Genomic DNA, 16,750 nt, shown 5'->3' with positions numbered 1-16,750 from the left:
AAGCCTAACTTTTATTGTATTACTGAGTTGGATCAGCGTTGAAATAGATTGCGTTGGTTTTAACGACATCATTACGTGATTCAAGTAATTCCTCAACGGTCACAAATTTATAACCTTGTTCATGAAGTTTCTTTGCAGCACATTTAAATCCTTCATAGCTCGATTCGTAAATATCATGGAGTAATATAATTGCCCCATCATGTTTATATTTATCAATCGTATTACAGATTTGTTGAGGGTCACGAGACACCCAATCTTCACTATCCACGGACCAGTTGACAAATGTCACGGGAGCTCCCTTGCGAACTTCTGCATTTGCATTTCCATAAGGAGGTCGAACCATAAATGGACCCTTTAAGCCAGATGCCTTAAATAGTGCTTCCTCAGTATTTTTTATCTCTTTATTAACATCATGAATATCCATTGAATTAAAATCAGGATGTGTAAACGAGTGATTTGCAATTTGGTGGCCGCGACTCACAATTTCTTTTACGATTGATGGGTTTTGGTTTACCCGTTCCCCAAGCATAAAGAATGTTGCTTGACCATCATATTTATCCATTTCATCCATAATTAGCTGAGTATTACGGTGATGCGGTCCATCATCAAATGTGAAGGCAACCATTTTTTCTTTCGGATCAATACCACGATCAAGATATACGGGTGCAATTTCACCATTTGTTTTTTCGAAAGAACCAATTGTATGGGAGAAGTAATCCGTTATTTTAGATAAATCAAATGAGACAGGATTAGTAAATCCCTTTATAATAAAGACAACATTTGATTCAGATAAAGAAAGTGCGGTGTCTTCATCCAAAGAAGTCGCTTTGAGATAACTTTGGCGTTCCATTTCTTTCGGTTTGGAAAGTGTCGCTCTTACATCGCTGATTAATTTTTTGAGACCAAGCTCGTTAAATAAATCAGATGCTTTTACAAATTCTCCGCTTTCGATATCATATGTACGGGAAATTTCATCTGTAATTTCGCTATTCAAAGATGTTTTAATATCTACAGTTACATATTTATCATGGACTTGATAAATCGAGTAATCCTGAAATAATTCAGCTTTCTTACCATTTTTGTTTGATAATCCTTTAGAACGCTCTTTACTTTGATTGGTAAATTCTTGAATCCAAGTATTTACTTTTTCATTATCAAGCGTTGGGTAGTGTAAAACCATGACACGATCATCTGTTGCTTCTTTGATGACTTCATGATGACCAATTTTTTTATACTCGTTTGAAACACGTGTCATATATTTCGGATACTTTGAGAAAGGATTAAATATCAAAGTAACGAGGATTGTTACAACGACGAGTAGTGCGGCAATAATAGAAGCTACTGCCTTCATATTGAGTTTACGTACTTTTATGCTTCGTTTAGCTTTCATAGACGCACCCACAATTTAAAAATGCTTTCATCCCAAATCCACCTTTCGATACGATTTTAACATACAAATAGCAGAAATAAATTTTATTATGTGAATCTTAAGAAGAATTTAAGTATTAAGGTTGAAAAAACATTTAAATCATATATTTTTTATGTTATTGTTAGTTAAAGTTTGCCGTTTAAAGCCAGAATTATGATAAATATTCATCGTGAAAATAAAATCGTATTAATTCAATAAATAGCACTTGGGTGAATATGATTTTGTGTCTGAATAAAGTGAATGATTAATAACTGAAATAATTCAGATATACACTAGACATTGGAATGGGACTGTTATATAATGTTAAGGCATTTAAAGGCGTAGTTGCATGTCTCTGGACGTACAACCGCACACTGTAAGGTTTAAGTGATTCGTCCACCTTACTTGGCGAGTCTTATGGCAAAAAATTGAAGGAGGTGTACTATGTACGCAATTATTGAAACAGGTGGAAAACAAGTTTTAGTTGAAAAGGATCAAACAATTTTCGTTGAAAAATTGGATGTTCAAGAAGGCGAAGAAATCGTTTTCGAAACAGTTGTTGCTGTTAAAAACCGCACACTTAAAGTTGGTACTCCATACGTTAAAGGTGCTACTGTAACTGCTAAAGTTGAAAAACATGGAAAAGGTAAGAAAATTACTATCTTCAAGTATAAAGCTAAAAAGGGTTCAACACGTAAAAAACAAGGTCATCGTCAACCGTATACTAAGTTAGTTGTAACTGAAATTAACGCAGGATAGTTCGATGATACATGTATCTGTTTTAGTTAGCGAAGGGTTCTATAAAAAAATGACTGTAACAGGTCATGCTGGTTCTGGTGATCAAGGATTTGATCTTGTGTGTGCTGGAGTTAGTTCCATTATGGTTGGTGCCCTTAACGGTTTTGATGCGTTGACTGATTCTGTAGAATTGATAATGACTCAAGAACCGCTAATTGAAATTGAAATTAAACATAGTAATGAACTTAATCAAAAATTATTTGAGTTTGTATTGTTACAACTTAAAACAATAGAACAAACTCAATCTAAATATATCGAAATTAATGAAAAGGAGGTTACTTCATGAAATTCGTATTAGATATCCAATTATTTGCTTCTAAAAAAGGTGTTGGTTCGACAAAAAACGGTCGTGACTCACATTCAAAACGTTTAGGCTCAAAGCGCGCAGATGGTGAATTCTGTACAGCAGGTTCAATCTTATACCGCCAACGTGGTACAAAGATTCATCCAGGTGTTAACGTAGGCCGTGGTGGCGACGACACTTTATTCGCTAAAGTGGATGGTGTTGTTAAATTCGAACGCATTAGCAAAACTCGCAAATGTGTTTCAGTTTATCCAGTAGCTTAATCTGAAGCCCCCTTAAATAGGGGGTTTTTAATTGAAATGGAAAGGGTGATTTAATGTTTGTAGATCGCGTTAATATAAAAGTAGTAGCCGGAAACGGTGGTGATGGAATGACATCTTTCCGTCGCGAAGCATTTGTTCCACTTGGTGGACCTTATGGCGGTGATGGTGGTAAAGGTGGCGATATCGTTTTTGTCGCAGACTCTAATAAATCAACATTGCTTGATTTAAGATATAATCGTGTTATTAAAGCTTCACATGGTACACCTGGGAAGAATAAAAAAATGCACGGGGCCGGAGCCGATGATGTAATCTTAAGAGTTCCAGTTGGTACTATGGTCATTGACAACGAAAAAGGTATTGTTATTGCTGACTTAACAGAAGTGGGCCAACGTGAGGTTGTAGCTCATGGAGGACGCGGCGGTAGAGGTAATGCTCGATTTGCGACAGCAAATAACCCTGCGCCTACGTTTTCTGAAAAAGGTGAATTAGGTCAAGAACTTGATATCACAATTGAATTGAAATTACTTGCTGATGTAGGGATTATTGGTTACCCATCCGTTGGGAAATCAACATTACTATCAGTAATTTCGAGAGCAAAACCAGAAGTTGCGGATTACCATTTCACAACGATTGCTCCAAACTTAGGTATTTCAAGTAGTCCAGATGGTCGTTCTTTTGCTGTGGCAGATTTGCCAGGATTAATTGAAGATGCACACTTAGGAAAAGGTCTTGGACATGTTTTCTTAAAACATATCGAACGTTGTCGTGTGTTAGTACATGTTGTGGATATGGGTGCAGAAGATGGTCGTGATCCGATTGAGGATTATAAAGTCATCAATAATGAACTTGAAAAATATAACGAAGACTTATTGAAAAAACCAATGGTTGTTGTTGCGAATAAAATGGATCTAGAGGTTGCACCTGCAAATTTAGAGAAGTTTAAGGCAGCATATCCGGAATTGGAAATTTTTGAACTTGTTACAATGGTTGGAGAAGGAATCGATTCGCTTCTTTACCGTCTTGCAGATATTCTTGACGAACATGTTGAAGAACGTATTGAAGAACAGAGTGAATCTGTTGTTTATAAATATGAAGCACCAAAACGTAATTTTGATATTGAACAAATTAATCAAACAAAATGGCGTGTTACCGGTGACATCATTGACCGTCAATTGCGTCAATATGAATTTGATACTGAGGAATCTGCAGTTCAGTTTGGGCTTGCTATGAAGCGTCTAGGTGTTGATCAAGCGCTCCGTGAAGCAGGTGTAAAAGATGGTGATATTGTAATTGTTGCAGATATTCAATTTGTTTTTGAAGAAGGTATGGTAGAATAATAATAGGTGATAATATGATTGCATTTATTTCAGGTGTTGCAGTGGATCGAGGAATCGATTATGTTGTGGTCGATAACCATGGTATTGGTTATCAAGTTTTTTGTGGGAATCCAGAAATGGTTACATTAAATGAGAGCATAATATTTCACACTTACCAACATGTGAGAGAAGATGCAATCATTTTATTTGGATTTGTAGAAAAACGTGAATTAGATATTTTTCGTCAGTTAATAACAGTCAAAGGGGTAGGTCCTAAGACTGGGATTACAATTTTAAGCCGTTTTAGTGGTGATGATATCGTTCGTGCTATTGATCAAGAAGATATGGCGTTCCTTAAGAAACTACCGGGTGTGGGGCCTAAGATGGCTTCTCAAATGATGTTAGATCTTAAAGGTAAGTTTATTGCATCAGATACGCCTTCATCAAATACAAAGGCATTACCGCTTGTTGATGAAGCACTGGATGCTTTAGGTGATCTAGGTTTTAAAAAAGTAGAATTGAACAATATAAAGCATGAGTTGTCACTTCTAAATCTTGATTCAGTGGATGATATGATTAAAGAAGGCTTAAAGCTCTTGCATTCAAGAAAGAGAGGGCTGTAGATGGAAGAACGTCTAATGTCTGGTGAAGCTATTTTATCCGGTCAAGATTACGAAGAAAGTCTACGTCCTCAAACGCTTTCTGCGTATGTTGGGCAAGAAGGACTAAAAGAAAATTTAAAAATTTTTATTGAAGCGGCAAAATCGCGTAATGAAGCATTAGATCATTTATTGTTTTATGGTCCTCCTGGATTGGGTAAAACAACAATAGCGCATGTAATCGCAAACGAAATGCAAACAGGAATTAAGGTGACCAGTGGGCCAAGTATTGAGCGTAGTGGCGATCTTGCAGCGATCTTATCAAGTTTGGAGCCTGGTGATGTTTTGTTTATTGATGAAATTCATCGTATGCCTAAAGCAGTAGAAGAAGTCTTGTATCCTGCGATGGAGGATTTCACTTTGGATCTTGTTGTTGGTAAGGATTCATCAACAAGAAGCATTCAAATTGATTTACCGCCTTTTACGCTTATTGGTGCAACGACACGCGCTGGTGATTTGTCCTCACCATTAAGGGATCGTTTTGGTATTATTTCAAAACTTGAGTATTACAGTCAAGATGAACTTGAAACCATCGTTTCGAGAACAAGTCGAGTCCTCAATACAGTTATCGATCGAGAAGGTGTAAGCGAAATTGCGAAACGTTCTCGTGGAACACCACGAATTGCGAATCGTTTATTTCGACGTGTAAGAGATTTCGCTCAAGTTTTAAATGATAATGTTGTCGACATTTCAATAACACAGTTGGCACTTGATAAACTAAAAGTGGATCATTTAGGACTTGATGACGTAGATTTACGTTATCTACGTGGAATTATTGAACGCTTTGATGGTGGACCTGTAGGGATTGAAGCTATAGCCGCTTCAATTTCTGAAGAAACCATGACACTGGAAGATGTTTATGAGCCATATTTGTTACAACTAGGTTTTATTAATCGTACTCCGCGTGGTCGTGTCGTAACAACAAAGGCTTATGAACATTTAAAAATCGATGTAAACCAAAGGCTATTTGAATAGAGGTAGGGTATGAAAGTATGTATTGTTACAGGTGGTAGTGGTGGTCATATTTACCCCGCAATTACCTATGCTGATTTCATTAAAAAGAATCGAAATACAGAAGTTGTTTTCATTGGAAACGACCATAAAATGGAATCTTGGATCGTGCCAGAAGCAGGATATCCCTTTTTTGCGATTCACAATCAAGGACTTCAAGGCAGTATCTTTGATAAAATTAAAGCAGTTTTTTCTCAATTTGGAGCGTATCGTGCTGCAAAAAAACACTTGAAATCATTGAAACCAGATGTTGTATTTGCCTTTGGTGGATATGTTTGTGGTCCCGTAACATTTGCGGCAAAATCACTCAAGATTCCGATTGTTTTACATGAACAAAATGCGTATCCTGGGAAAGCAAACAAGATGATTGCAGATTCTGCGAAAGCGATTATTACATGTTATGAGGAAGCATTTTCAGGTAGAGATTATGTCCACTATCTTGGAAATCCTCGTGCTTCGTTAATCCATGAGGAAATTAATAGTTCGAAAGAAGTTGAACGACTTAATTTGGATTTAAATTTAAATACAGTCCTCATGGTTATGGGGTCGCAAGGCTCAACTGCTATGAATAAAAAATTCGAAAAATTTGTTAAGTATTATGATGACCCAATGACTCAAGTAGTTATTGTTACGGGTCCACTTCATATTGATAACTTCAAAAAGACAGTTGGTGAGGTTCATCCCAATATTCGTCTCGAGGGATTTGTAGACCAAAAAGCGCTTTTACCGGTAATTGATTTAATCGTATGCCGATCGGGTGCTTCTACAGTAGCTGAGATTGAATCATTTGGTTTGCCGTCATTACTAATACCAAGCCCATATGTGGCAAATAACCATCAATTTTATAATGCTAAATCGTTATTTGATAAGAACGCTTGTGATATGCTATTAGAAGAAGATATCCATGATGACGTATTAAATAAACATGTTTTTGAACTGATTCGTAATAAACAACGTTTGGTTGAATTAGGTCACAATGCACGTAAGCTTGCAACGCCAGATGCGGTTTCGAATATTGCAGATTTAGTTGAAAAGGTGGTGGGAAACGATGACGCGTCGCAATAATCCTGAATTGAATGATGAGCGTGAGCCAATTGATAAAATTAAGGCTTCGATAGACCTTAAAAAGAAGACAATTCGCCGTAATAAGCGAAAACGTCGGTTGATTAAAATGCTTCAGTTTTTAATTGTGATTGGGGTTCTAATAGGGATTTACTATTTTGATAAAAGCGATGCTTCTCGAGTTCACAATGTACGCGTGAATGGAAATGTAATTCTAAGTGACGCAGAAATCAAAGATGCGCTCAATATACATGAAAATCAACGTATCTATTTAACGTTTAAACCTTTCATTAATCATAAAGGTAAAAAAGTTAAGGGGATTGACAATGTTGACGCTAATGTATATTATCGTCAAGGTATCATAAATTTAAACGTAACGGAAAAGAAAGCTGTGGGTTACACATTAGAACCGTCCATTCGAATTTATTTTGAAGATGGATTCTATAAAGAGTTGGAAACGCTTAATCCTTCAGTAATTGAACGTTTACCATTGCTTGTAGGGTTTACAGAGGAATCAATATCTGAATCTCTATTAGCTGCTTTGGCTACCATTGATGATGGTTCTATGGCTTCCGTTTCTGAAATTCATTTCGAGCCCACAAAAGTTGAACCTGACTATATGAGGATTGTAATGAATAATGATTATTTTGTTTTTACAAATGTAGAAACTTTACCACAACTGAATAAATATGCTACTATTATAAGTGGGGCTGATTCGAATGCTCGTTGTATCGAGTTTATCGAGTACGGTCCAACTGAAGAAACACAGTCTGCTGTTGTTAAGGCATGTGCATCATAAAATATAAAAATATGAAAGAGGAGGAGAAATGATGGCGATTGAAAAAACCAATGAATTTGGAAAAATCAATGTTTCAAACGAAGCAATCGCAATGCTAGCTGGCGGTGTCGTGACAGAATGTTATGGTGTTGTTGGTATGGCCTCTCAGCAAGTCTTTAAAGATGGCCTTGCAGAATTGTTAAAGGGTGAAAATTATTCCAAAGGTGTAATTGTGCGTAAAGGGGATAACGGTTTTGATTTAGATTTATATATTATTGTAAGTTATAACGTTAAGATTTCAGAAGTAGTACTCGAAGTTCAGAAGAAAGCGAAATACATGTTAGAAAAAACACTTCAACAAAACTTTAATACAATTAATGTTTATGTTCAAGGTATTAAGGTTGTTCAATAATGAATACTATTAATGGCGATATCTTTTTGAAGATGCTTCAAAGTGGTGCCAACAATCTAACAAATAAGCATCATGAAATTAATGCTCTTAACGTTTTCCCAGTTCCTGATGGAGATACAGGAACTAATATGAATCTTACTTTTACAAGTGGCTTAACAGATTCTAAAAAAGCTGTTACATCACACTTAGGTCAATTATCCAAAACATTATCTCGCGGTTTATTAATGGGCGCACGAGGAAACTCAGGCGTTATCCTTTCTCAAATCTTCCGAGGATTTGCGCAATCCGTAGAAAATTTACAAGAAGCAAGTGTTATGGATCTTGCGGAAGCTTTCCAAAAAGGTAAAGAAGTTGCTTATAAGGCAGTAATGCGTCCTGTTGAAGGAACTATCCTAACTGTTTTACGTGAAAGTTCACAGGCAACCTATGAGTTTGTTCTTAAAAATCCAGAAATCTCAGTAATTGATTTTTTTGAATGTTTAGTATCCGAGGCAAATACATCTTTAGATGGAACTCCTGAACTTCTACCAGTATTAAAAGAAGTTGGTGTTGTCGATAGTGGCGGTAAAGGTTATGTTACCGTTTTAGAAGGATTCTTAGCAGAATTAAAAGGAAACCCTATTGAACTTGAAGAAGGCGACGAGTCAAATCATGCAGCTGCTTCAGATTTCGAACATGATGAATTTGGTTATTGTACTGAATTTATCGTACGTCTCGATGATGAATCAATCAACCGTTATAATGAAGACAAATTCAGAGCGCAACTAGAGGCACTTGGTAATTCATTAGTAGTTGTTACGGATGAAGATTTAGTTAAAGTTCATGTTCATACATTGAAACCAGGTAATGCTCTAAACTTAGCGCAACGCTATGGTGAGTTTGTTAAACTTAAGATTGAAAATATGTCTGAACAACACAATACAATATTAGATGCAGAATCTAATGCTACTAAAGCACAAAAACAACACAGCAAATATGCAATTGTTGCTGTTGTTGCAGGTACAGGTGTTGTGGATATGTTTAAAGAGCTCCGTGCAGAATATATTATCAGTGGTGGTCAAACAATGAACCCATCAACTGAAGATTTTGTTGCACTGATCAATAGTATCGATGCAGATCATATTTTTATCCTACCAAATAATTCCAATATTATTATGGCTGCAAAACAAGCTCAAGATATTTGTGAAGACAAAGATATACACGTTATTGAAACAAAAACGATTCCTCAAGGATTATCAGCATGTGTTATGTTCAATCCTGATGTAGATGTTGAAGATAATTTAACTGAAATGCTTGAAGCTGTTGCAAATACCAAAACAGGTCAAGTTACATACGCTATTAAAGATACGATGTTTGAATCCATTGAAATTAAACAAAATGATTTCATGGGGATTCTTGAAAAAGACATTGTTGTAACCAACCCTAATCGTTTAGAAACAACGAAAGCACTTTGTGCGAAGTTAATTGATGATGAAAGTGAACTTGTTACTTTAATCACTGGAGAAGATGTATCGGATGAAGAGGCCGAGACAGTTGTTGATTTTATTGAATCTACATATGATGTAGAAGTAGAATCACATCGTGGTGAACAACCAGTTTATTCATACATCATTGGAGTGGAGTAAAAGGGCTAAGCCCTTTTATTTTTTTATGAAACTCACGGTTAAACAATTAAAAATCATTGAAACTTATGGTGCTGACTCACCTGAAAGTTTCTTAATGGTTTTTCCCTATCGTTATGAGCGTCTGGAGGCGAAACCTCGAGATGCATGGCGACCAGGAGATACCGTTGTTTTTTCGGGACGATTATTGGGTGGTTTTAAGAATTTTACATTTCGTCGCAATCAATCAGTAACAAATTTTAAAGTTGTTTTTCAAGATGAGATTGTTCCTGTCGCGATTTTCAACCGACGCTATCTGAATACGCGTCATTACGAACACGGTATTGTGGTAGTTGGTATCGTCGGAAAAGAAGGTAATATCACTGCGAAAACGGTAAGTAATAAGGATATTCAAGATATCGTTGGAATCAAACCGATCTATAGTCAAAAATCAGGAATTAAACAATATGAAATTGAGCGTTTAATCCAGAAGATTATTGAAAATGTATCGTTGCCCAACATTATACCTGTAGAATTTCAAGATCAATATAAACTTATGGATCGTTTTGATGCTGTTAAATCAATTCACATGCCACGAAGTGAAACAGAACTTCACCATGGTTTAAGAACACTTAAATATGAGGAGTTTTTAGCTTACCATCTTTCGATTACATTAAATAATAGCGATCGCGAGTACGGTGTCTCCAAGTCGTTTGAACGCGCTAAGGTTCAAGAAGAAATTGAGATCTTGCCTTTTAAACTGACTGTCGATCAAGAACAATCTTTAGATGAGATTCTTAATGATCAACAGTCATCTAAAAAAATGAATCGCTTACTTCAAGGTGATGTTGGGAGTGGGAAAACTGTTGTTGCGTTTCTTGCTGCCTTTGCAAACTATTTAGCGGGATATCAAGTCGCATTTATGGTTCCAACTGAGTTATTATTAATGCAACATGTTCAGTCTTTTCAGAAACTTTTTCCAGATATCAATTGTGTTGTGTTATCTCAAGGTATCGATCATCGAGATGACGTGATTCAAGCAATCGGTACTGGTGAAGCATCTGTTATTTTTGGTACGCATGCACTTTTTCAAAAAGACGTGGTCTTTCATAATCTCGGTCTTGCGATTATTGATGAACAACATCGGTTTGGTGTCGAACAACGTCGAGCGCTCATCACAAAGGGAAAACGTATTGATACCCTCATGCTTTCGGCGACACCCATACCTCGTACGCTTGCCGCGAGTTTATTCTTTGACCTCGATGTTTCTACGATTGCGACTTATCCAAGTCATCGAAAAGAAATCGAAACCCATTGGATTCATGAAAATTCACTCCGTAGTATTATGGAACCAATTCATGATCGTTTAAAGAATCAAGAGCAGATTTATATCGTTTGTGCAGCGGTTGAAGAGGGTGAGCGGCCAGGTGTTAAAAATGTTCATACAATTTGTGAGAATCTTATACCAGTTTTCAGTAGTTATAATGTTGACTTTGTGCATGGTAAAATGCCAAGTGAATTAAAGGCTTCGAAAATGCAATCATTTGTTTCAGGGGATATTGATATTCTTATTAGCACAAGTGTTATCGAGGTAGGTCTTGACGTACATAATGCCAATATGATGATTATTTATAATGCTGAACAGTTTGGTCTAGCAACACTTCATCAGTTAAGAGGTCGTGTAGGGCGTGGTAGTAAGCAAGGTGTATGCTATTTGCTTAGCAGTAATGAAAGTGATGAAACAGCACATAGAATGAACGCGCTGGTTTCTTCCCATGATGGTTTTGAATTATCAATGATTGATATGAGACTTAGAGGGTTTGGAGATGTTTTAGGCCAACGTCAGTCGGGACTTCCAAACTTTATTTTGGGAGATATTATAAAAGATGAAAATATCCTTAAACAAGCTAAGATAGATGCAATCGCTATTTCTCAAAATTTAGATAATACAGATTACCAAGAAATAATTGCGGATGTCGACCGCCGACAGTATTTTAAAACGACATAATGGTGTATAATATTATAAGGTGATAACATGACAAAATGGGATTTATTGGATTCTATGAAGATTCAATACTTTAATAAAGATTTAATTAATAATGCTTTTATTCATTCTTCTTATGTGAATGAGGCAGAAGAATTATTAGAAGATAATGAACGTCTTGAATTTATGGGCGATGCTGTATTACAAATTTGTGTATCAGAGCGTCTTTTTAAGCATCAAGATCATTTTAATGAAGGAGATATGACGCTTTATCGAGCAAAACTCGTTTGCGAAGATGCCCTTGCACAATATAGCTTAAAACTTAAACTCAATGATTATCTAATGTTGGGGATGGGTGAGGAAAAAAACGGTGGTAGAGTTAGAGTTTCAATTATCGCTGATTTATTCGAAAGTTTTATTGGTGCACTCTATTTAGATAGTGGTATCGATAGTGTTAATCGTGTACTTGATTCTGTAATGAATGATGCTTTTAATGAACTTGAATCCTTAAGTATTACGGATTATAAAACTAAGTTACAGGAGTATATACAATCTGACTCACGTAAGTCGGTCAGTTATGAAGTTATCAATGTTGTGGGTCCATCCAATGCACCTGAATTTGAAGTGGTTGTGAAGTTGGATGAACTTATTTTTGGCCAAGGAAAAGGCTTATCGAAAAAGAAAGCAGAACAAATGGCAGCGAAGGATGCATTTGAGAAACTTGTAAAATAAAAAAGGAGATGATATCGTGACCGAAATTTTTGACAAACTTGGAATTAATAAAAATTATTCGTTTCATTTTGAGGATGCGGACATTATCTCGTGTAAGTATAATCCAGAAAAAAAGAAATTGATTCTCAACGTGAAGGTAATGAATGCATTACCTTTTTCAGTCTATAGAGAGTTAACGAAAAAATTGAAATTGTATACAAAAACGGATGTTGAACTTATTGTGCAGTCTAAGCATTGCGATCTTGATTTTTTAAATATTAGCCAGTATACGGATATGATTGTTCGCGCGCAGAATTTAAGTGCTGTGAAAGAATCATCGTTGCAACTTGTTAATCAACATCTCAAGTTATTATGTATTGACCAGCATCATCAAGAAGCAACGTTACGAGAATGTGGTGCTCTTTGTGATGCACTAAAATCATTGGGTATCGATCTTGAAGTGGATGCGGAAATTTCAACCGGAAGCCTTGAAGATGAGGTATCCGAAATGCCTAAAATTGATAAAGTTGAAGTAGTCGATCGAAAAGTTGTTTCCAGAGTTCCGAAACGACGAAATGGTAAAGGAAACTATAATCCGATAAAGATGAGTTTACTTACGGATGAAGCACGTGATGTTTCGGTAGCAGGTAAAGTCTTTGATGTAGAAGTTCGTGAAACAAGAACAGGGAAATTCATTGCGAAGTATTATTTAAGTGATGGGGAATCTGCAATTTGTGTTGTTGATTTTGCGGACACTGAGGAAGAAATCATTTCCAAAGGTATTTGTATCCGTGTTTTTGGAACCTATGTGTTTGATGCGAAATATGAACGTGATTACATTTTTAAGATGCATCGCTATGAGGAAATTGATAATATTTTCCGTCGTTTTGATACAGCGGATGAAAAACGTGTCGAGTTTCATTTGCATACAAAATTTTCCGAAATGGACGGAATTAATGATGCCTCAGAATATATGGCGCAAGCCTTTGAATGGGGCCATCCGGGTACGATCATTACAGATCATACCGGTGTTCAAGGTTTTCCGAAAGCATACGGAAATCTTAAAAAATTACGTTCGAAGTATCCGGATCATGAGTTTAAATTGGGATACGGCGTTGAGATGAATATGGTTGATGGTGAGCTTAAAATCGTTTCTAACGCTCATGGCGAACCTCTTCAAACAGGTTCTTATGTTTCTTTTGACTTGGAAACGACAGGGCTTTCAAATTATTACGATCACATCATTGAATTTGGTGGTGTGTTAATTGAAAATGGTCGTGTTGTTAAGAAGATGCAAACATTCATAAAAGCTCCAGTTCCGGTTAGACCTTTTATTCAAGAATTAACCAATATTACGGATGCCGATCTCGTGAATGCACCGACAATTGAAGAAGCAATGGATGAAATTTTAGAATTCTTAGGCGATCATGTGCTGGTGGCCCATAATGCGCAGTTTGATATTGATTTTATTCAAGAAACTCTTCGTAGAATAGGAAAAGAACCAATTCAAAATGCAGTGATTGATACTTTAGATTTATCACGTGCACTCTTTGATAATCGACGCTCATATCGTTTGGGAAGTATTGCACGATTTATGCGAATTGGTTATGACGAAGGTGTTGCTCACCGTGCTGATTATGATGCCGAAGTATTATCGCTTGTATTCTTAGAAATGTTACGTCTTGAGCAATTAAGTACGATGCAGACGATTGACGATCTCCAATCTTTAAATAATGAATCAAGTTTTAAAAAATTACGGAAAAGTCATTGCACTGTAATTGCTAAAACACAATCAAGCATTAAAGATCTATATCAATTAATAACCCTTTCGCATACAAAATATCTTGCGTTTTTTGGTAAAACGTCAAAAGGGGATGCTGTCATGGCAGAGCCAAGAATTTTAAGGCGTGAATTAGAACGATTCCGTGAGAATTTACTAATAGGAGCAGGGTGTACCAATTCTGAACTCTTTGAAATTGCTATGAATAAAAGTCAAGAAGCACTTGAGCGTTGCGTTGCGTTTTATGATTATGTAGAGATTATGCCTTTAGACTTATATGCTCCTTTGTTGGAGAGTCAGGCAATTGAAAGTGAATCACGTTTACTTGATATTATTAATCGTATTATAACGACAGCTACAAAGCTCAATAAACCGATATTAGCTGTTGGGAATGTACACTATAACCATCCTAGTGAAAAAGTAATCCGCGATGTTTACATCCATTCACAGGGGATTGGTGGCTCACGTCATCCCTTATATATTTTTAACGAACAACGCCGAATGGCTTTCGAGGCGCCGAACCAACACTTTAGAAGTACCAATGAGATGTTGGATGCATTCGTATTTCTAGGTGCAGATAAAGCCTACGAGTATGTCGTTAAAAACCCTGTAAAATTATTAAATGAAATTGAAGATATTTCACCCAAGAAAAAAGAGTTGTTTACACCTCATCTTGAAAACAGTGATGAGCTCCTCAAAGATATTGTTTACCATAATGCGCATAAGCTCTATGGAACGCCACTCCCTGAAATCGTTCAAGCACGCATTGAACGCGAACTCAAATCAATTTTTGGAAATGGTTACGGTGTTATTTACTATATTTCTCATCTTCTTGTGAAAAAGTCGCTCGATGATGGTTATCTAGTAGGGTCTCGTGGTTCTGTTGGTTCTTCTCTTGTTGCTACGATGGCTGAGATTACAGAGGTTAATCCGCTTGCGCCTCATTACGTTTGTGATAATTGCCATTACAATGAATTCTTTCTAAATGGTGAGTACTCTTCGGGATTTGACTTAGACCCTAAAGATTGTCCGAATTGTGGCAAAGCGTTACATTGTGAAGGCCAAGATATTCCGTTTGAAACGTTTTTAGGATTCGAAGGTGATAAAGTACCTGATATCGATTTAAACTTTTCAGGAGACTACCAGGAATTTGCACATGCATACACCAAAGAAATATTTGGTGAGGAATATGTTTATCGCGCAGGTACGATATCAACGGTTGCGCAAAAAACTGCATTTGGGTATGTTCTGGGTTATCACGAGAGTATGAATATTACAAATAGTAATAATGCATGGAATACCTATCTTGCGGTAGGAGCAGAAGGGGTTAAACGAACAACAGGACAACATCCCGGTGGGATTATTGTTGTTCCAGACTATATGGATGTTCATGATTTTACGCCTATTCAATATCCAGCAAACAATCCGGATTCTACGTGGTATACAACACATTTCGAATTTCATGATATTGATGATAATGTACTTAAACTCGATATTTTAGGACATGTGCATCCAACAGCGATGAAAATGTTAGAACGTTTAACCGGTGTTGATATTCATGATGTACCGATGAATGACAAGAAAACCTTATCACTCTTTGGTTCGACAGAGGCCTTAGATGTCGATGAGCGCAAATATCATGAAGTCACTGGTGGATTGGGATTACCCGAGTTTGGAACTCCATTTGTTCGTGGAATGCTTGAAGCAACGCGCCCGAATAAGTTCTCAGATTTAGTGCGTATATCAGGTCTTTCTCATGGAACCGATGTTTGGCGTAATAATGCTGAAGAATTAATCAAACAAGGATTAGCCTTTGATAAGGTAATTGGGTGTCGAGATGATATCATGGTCGATCTCATGCATTATGGTCTTGAAGCGAAGGAAGCATTTACCATCATGGAAAGTGTTCGAAAAGGACGCGGACTTACCGATGAATGGATTGCTTCCATGAAACGAAATAATGTACCTGAGTGGTATATTGATTCGTGTCTAAAAATCAAGTACATGTTCCCTAAGGCGCATGCTGTAGCCTATGTTATGATGGCGATTCGTGTAGCGTGGTTTAAGGTTTATTATGCGAGAGCTTATTATGCAGTGTACTTTACATTGCGGGTAAACGCTTATGAGATTGAAACGATGTGTGCATCACAAGAAATAGTCGCAAGTCGTTTAAACTCAATTAATATGCGGTTAAAGAGTTTTGATACCAAAAAAGATGTAACAATTAAAGAAAAAAATCTAATTGATACACTGGAGGTAACACTTGAACTCCAAAGTAGAGGGTATAAAGTAAGTCCTCTAGATTTAGAGTTGTCAAAGGCTACAGAGTTCAGTCTGGATCCCCGCGATGATAAAGCAATTCTTCCACCGTTTAACGTAGTGGATGGTTTGGGTGATAACGTTGCTCGACAACTTGTGAAAGCACGCGAAGAACAACCATTTATATCCAAAAAAGATCTGATGACGCGAGGTGGAATTAGTTCTACTTCGGTCAAAAAACTGGATGAGTTGGGTGTAACTTCCCATTTACAAGATAGTAATCAGATGAGTTTGTTTTAAAAGATTAAATGACTTAAATTTATCTATTTTTAACTGCTGAAACTGGATGCATAGATTTGCTTTTACCTCGGTTTAAGTGTATAATATGCATATACTTTGAAACA

At 36.5% G+C, this 16,750-nt stretch carries 14 protein-coding genes and 1 other annotated feature; of the genes, 13 read left to right on the top strand and 1 reads right to left on the bottom strand.

Features of this window, described 5'->3' with window-relative positions:
* Positions 1 to 19 precede the first annotated feature (19 nt).
* A complete protein-coding gene (locus LLS04_RS07820) occupies positions 20 to 1,390 on the bottom strand; it encodes a polysaccharide deacetylase family protein (protein ID WP_323611145.1) in 1,371 nt (456 codons plus the stop codon).
* Positions 1,391 to 1,763: 373 nt separating this feature from the next.
* Positions 1,764 to 1,834 (top strand) — a sequence feature (ribosomal protein L21 leader region).
* 18 nt (positions 1,835 to 1,852) lie between these two features.
* Between LLS04_RS07820 and rplU the strand changes: the two genes are divergently transcribed.
* The 13 genes from rplU to LLS04_RS07755 are packed head-to-tail and all read left to right on the top strand — an operon-like array spanning position 1,853 to position 16,646.
* The gene (gene rplU, locus LLS04_RS07815; RefSeq protein WP_003773746.1) at positions 1,853 to 2,167 is read left to right on the top strand and encodes a 50S ribosomal protein L21; all 315 of its coding nucleotides are present in this window, start codon (positions 1,853 to 1,855) and stop codon (positions 2,165 to 2,167) included.
* Between the two features lie 4 nt (positions 2,168 to 2,171).
* Positions 2,172 to 2,492 carry a ribosomal-processing cysteine protease Prp gene (locus tag LLS04_RS07810; protein WP_323611144.1) on the top strand — a complete coding sequence of 107 codons (321 nt, stop codon included), beginning with the start codon at positions 2,172 to 2,174 and terminating at the stop codon, positions 2,490 to 2,492.
* On the top strand, positions 2,489 to 2,773 hold the full coding sequence (gene rpmA, locus LLS04_RS07805) for a 50S ribosomal protein L27 (RefSeq protein WP_003773744.1): 285 nt from the start codon (positions 2,489 to 2,491) through the stop codon (positions 2,771 to 2,773). The genes LLS04_RS07810 and rpmA overlap by 4 nt, the downstream gene beginning before the upstream one ends.
* Positions 2,774 to 2,826: 53 nt before the next feature.
* Positions 2,827 to 4,110, top strand: coding sequence for a GTPase ObgE (gene obgE, locus LLS04_RS07800; RefSeq protein ID WP_323611143.1), 1,284 nt, complete (start codon positions 2,827 to 2,829; stop codon positions 4,108 to 4,110).
* A 14-nt stretch (positions 4,111 to 4,124) separates the two neighbouring features.
* Positions 4,125 to 4,712, top strand: a complete 588-nt coding sequence (ruvA, locus tag LLS04_RS07795; RefSeq protein ID WP_323611141.1) for a Holliday junction branch migration protein RuvA — start codon at positions 4,125 to 4,127, stop codon at positions 4,710 to 4,712.
* Positions 4,713 to 5,723 (top strand): Holliday junction branch migration DNA helicase RuvB, encoded by a 1,011-nt coding sequence (gene ruvB, locus LLS04_RS07790; protein ID WP_123244794.1) that lies wholly within the window; start codon positions 4,713 to 4,715, stop codon positions 5,721 to 5,723.
* 9 nt (positions 5,724 to 5,732) lie between these two features.
* Positions 5,733 to 6,824, top strand: a complete 1,092-nt coding sequence (murG, locus tag LLS04_RS07785; RefSeq protein WP_323611139.1) for an undecaprenyldiphospho-muramoylpentapeptide beta-N-acetylglucosaminyltransferase — start codon at positions 5,733 to 5,735, stop codon at positions 6,822 to 6,824.
* Entirely contained in the window at positions 6,808 to 7,620 is an 813-nt protein-coding gene (locus LLS04_RS07780) for a cell division protein FtsQ/DivIB (protein ID WP_323611138.1), read from the top strand. The genes murG and LLS04_RS07780 overlap by 17 nt, the downstream gene beginning before the upstream one ends.
* 31 nt (positions 7,621 to 7,651) lie before the next feature.
* Positions 7,652 to 8,011 (top strand): Asp23/Gls24 family envelope stress response protein, encoded by a 360-nt coding sequence (locus LLS04_RS07775; RefSeq protein ID WP_016357183.1) that lies wholly within the window; start codon positions 7,652 to 7,654, stop codon positions 8,009 to 8,011.
* A complete protein-coding gene (locus LLS04_RS07770; protein WP_323611136.1) occupies positions 8,011 to 9,636 on the top strand; it encodes a DAK2 domain-containing protein in 1,626 nt (541 codons plus the stop codon). Before LLS04_RS07775 ends, LLS04_RS07770 begins: the two co-directional genes overlap by 1 nt.
* A gap of 25 nt (positions 9,637 to 9,661) precedes the next feature.
* A complete protein-coding gene (locus LLS04_RS07765; RefSeq protein WP_323611135.1) occupies positions 9,662 to 11,620 on the top strand; it encodes an ATP-dependent DNA helicase RecG in 1,959 nt (652 codons plus the stop codon).
* Between the two features lie 27 nt (positions 11,621 to 11,647).
* Complete coding sequence (gene rnc, locus LLS04_RS07760; RefSeq protein WP_323611134.1) at positions 11,648 to 12,328, top strand: ribonuclease III; 681 nt, start codon at positions 11,648 to 11,650, stop codon at positions 12,326 to 12,328.
* A 16-nt stretch (positions 12,329 to 12,344) separates the two neighbouring features.
* Positions 12,345 to 16,646 (top strand): PolC-type DNA polymerase III, encoded by a 4,302-nt coding sequence (locus LLS04_RS07755; protein WP_323611132.1) that lies wholly within the window; start codon positions 12,345 to 12,347, stop codon positions 16,644 to 16,646.
* Positions 16,647 to 16,750 lie beyond the last annotated feature (104 nt).

Source organism: Erysipelothrix enhydrae, from assembly GCF_035066605.1.
In the GTDB taxonomy this organism is placed as follows: Bacteria; Bacillota_I; Bacilli_A; order Erysipelotrichales; family Erysipelotrichaceae; genus Erysipelothrix; species Erysipelothrix amsterdamensis.
This window is presented reverse-complemented; position numbering and strand designations above follow the sequence as displayed.

Coding starts and splice junctions, on each gene's coding strand:
- LLS04_RS07820 (WP_323611145.1), bottom strand. CDS start 1,390: ATGAAAGCTAAACGAAGCATAAAAGTACGTAAACTCAATATGAAGGCA.
- rplU (WP_003773746.1), top strand. CDS start 1,853: ATGTACGCAATTATTGAAACAGGTGGAAAACAAGTTTTAGTTGAAAAG.
- LLS04_RS07810 (WP_323611144.1), top strand. CDS start 2,172: ATGATACATGTATCTGTTTTAGTTAGCGAAGGGTTCTATAAAAAAATG.
- rpmA (WP_003773744.1), top strand. CDS start 2,489: ATGAAATTCGTATTAGATATCCAATTATTTGCTTCTAAAAAAGGTGTT.
- obgE (WP_323611143.1), top strand. CDS start 2,827: ATGTTTGTAGATCGCGTTAATATAAAAGTAGTAGCCGGAAACGGTGGT.
- ruvA (WP_323611141.1), top strand. CDS start 4,125: ATGATTGCATTTATTTCAGGTGTTGCAGTGGATCGAGGAATCGATTAT.
- ruvB (WP_123244794.1), top strand. CDS start 4,713: ATGGAAGAACGTCTAATGTCTGGTGAAGCTATTTTATCCGGTCAAGAT.
- murG (WP_323611139.1), top strand. CDS start 5,733: ATGAAAGTATGTATTGTTACAGGTGGTAGTGGTGGTCATATTTACCCC.
- LLS04_RS07780 (WP_323611138.1), top strand. CDS start 6,808: ATGACGCGTCGCAATAATCCTGAATTGAATGATGAGCGTGAGCCAATT.
- LLS04_RS07775 (WP_016357183.1), top strand. CDS start 7,652: ATGGCGATTGAAAAAACCAATGAATTTGGAAAAATCAATGTTTCAAAC.
- LLS04_RS07770 (WP_323611136.1), top strand. CDS start 8,011: ATGAATACTATTAATGGCGATATCTTTTTGAAGATGCTTCAAAGTGGT.
- LLS04_RS07765 (WP_323611135.1), top strand. CDS start 9,662: ATGAAACTCACGGTTAAACAATTAAAAATCATTGAAACTTATGGTGCT.
- rnc (WP_323611134.1), top strand. CDS start 11,648: ATGACAAAATGGGATTTATTGGATTCTATGAAGATTCAATACTTTAAT.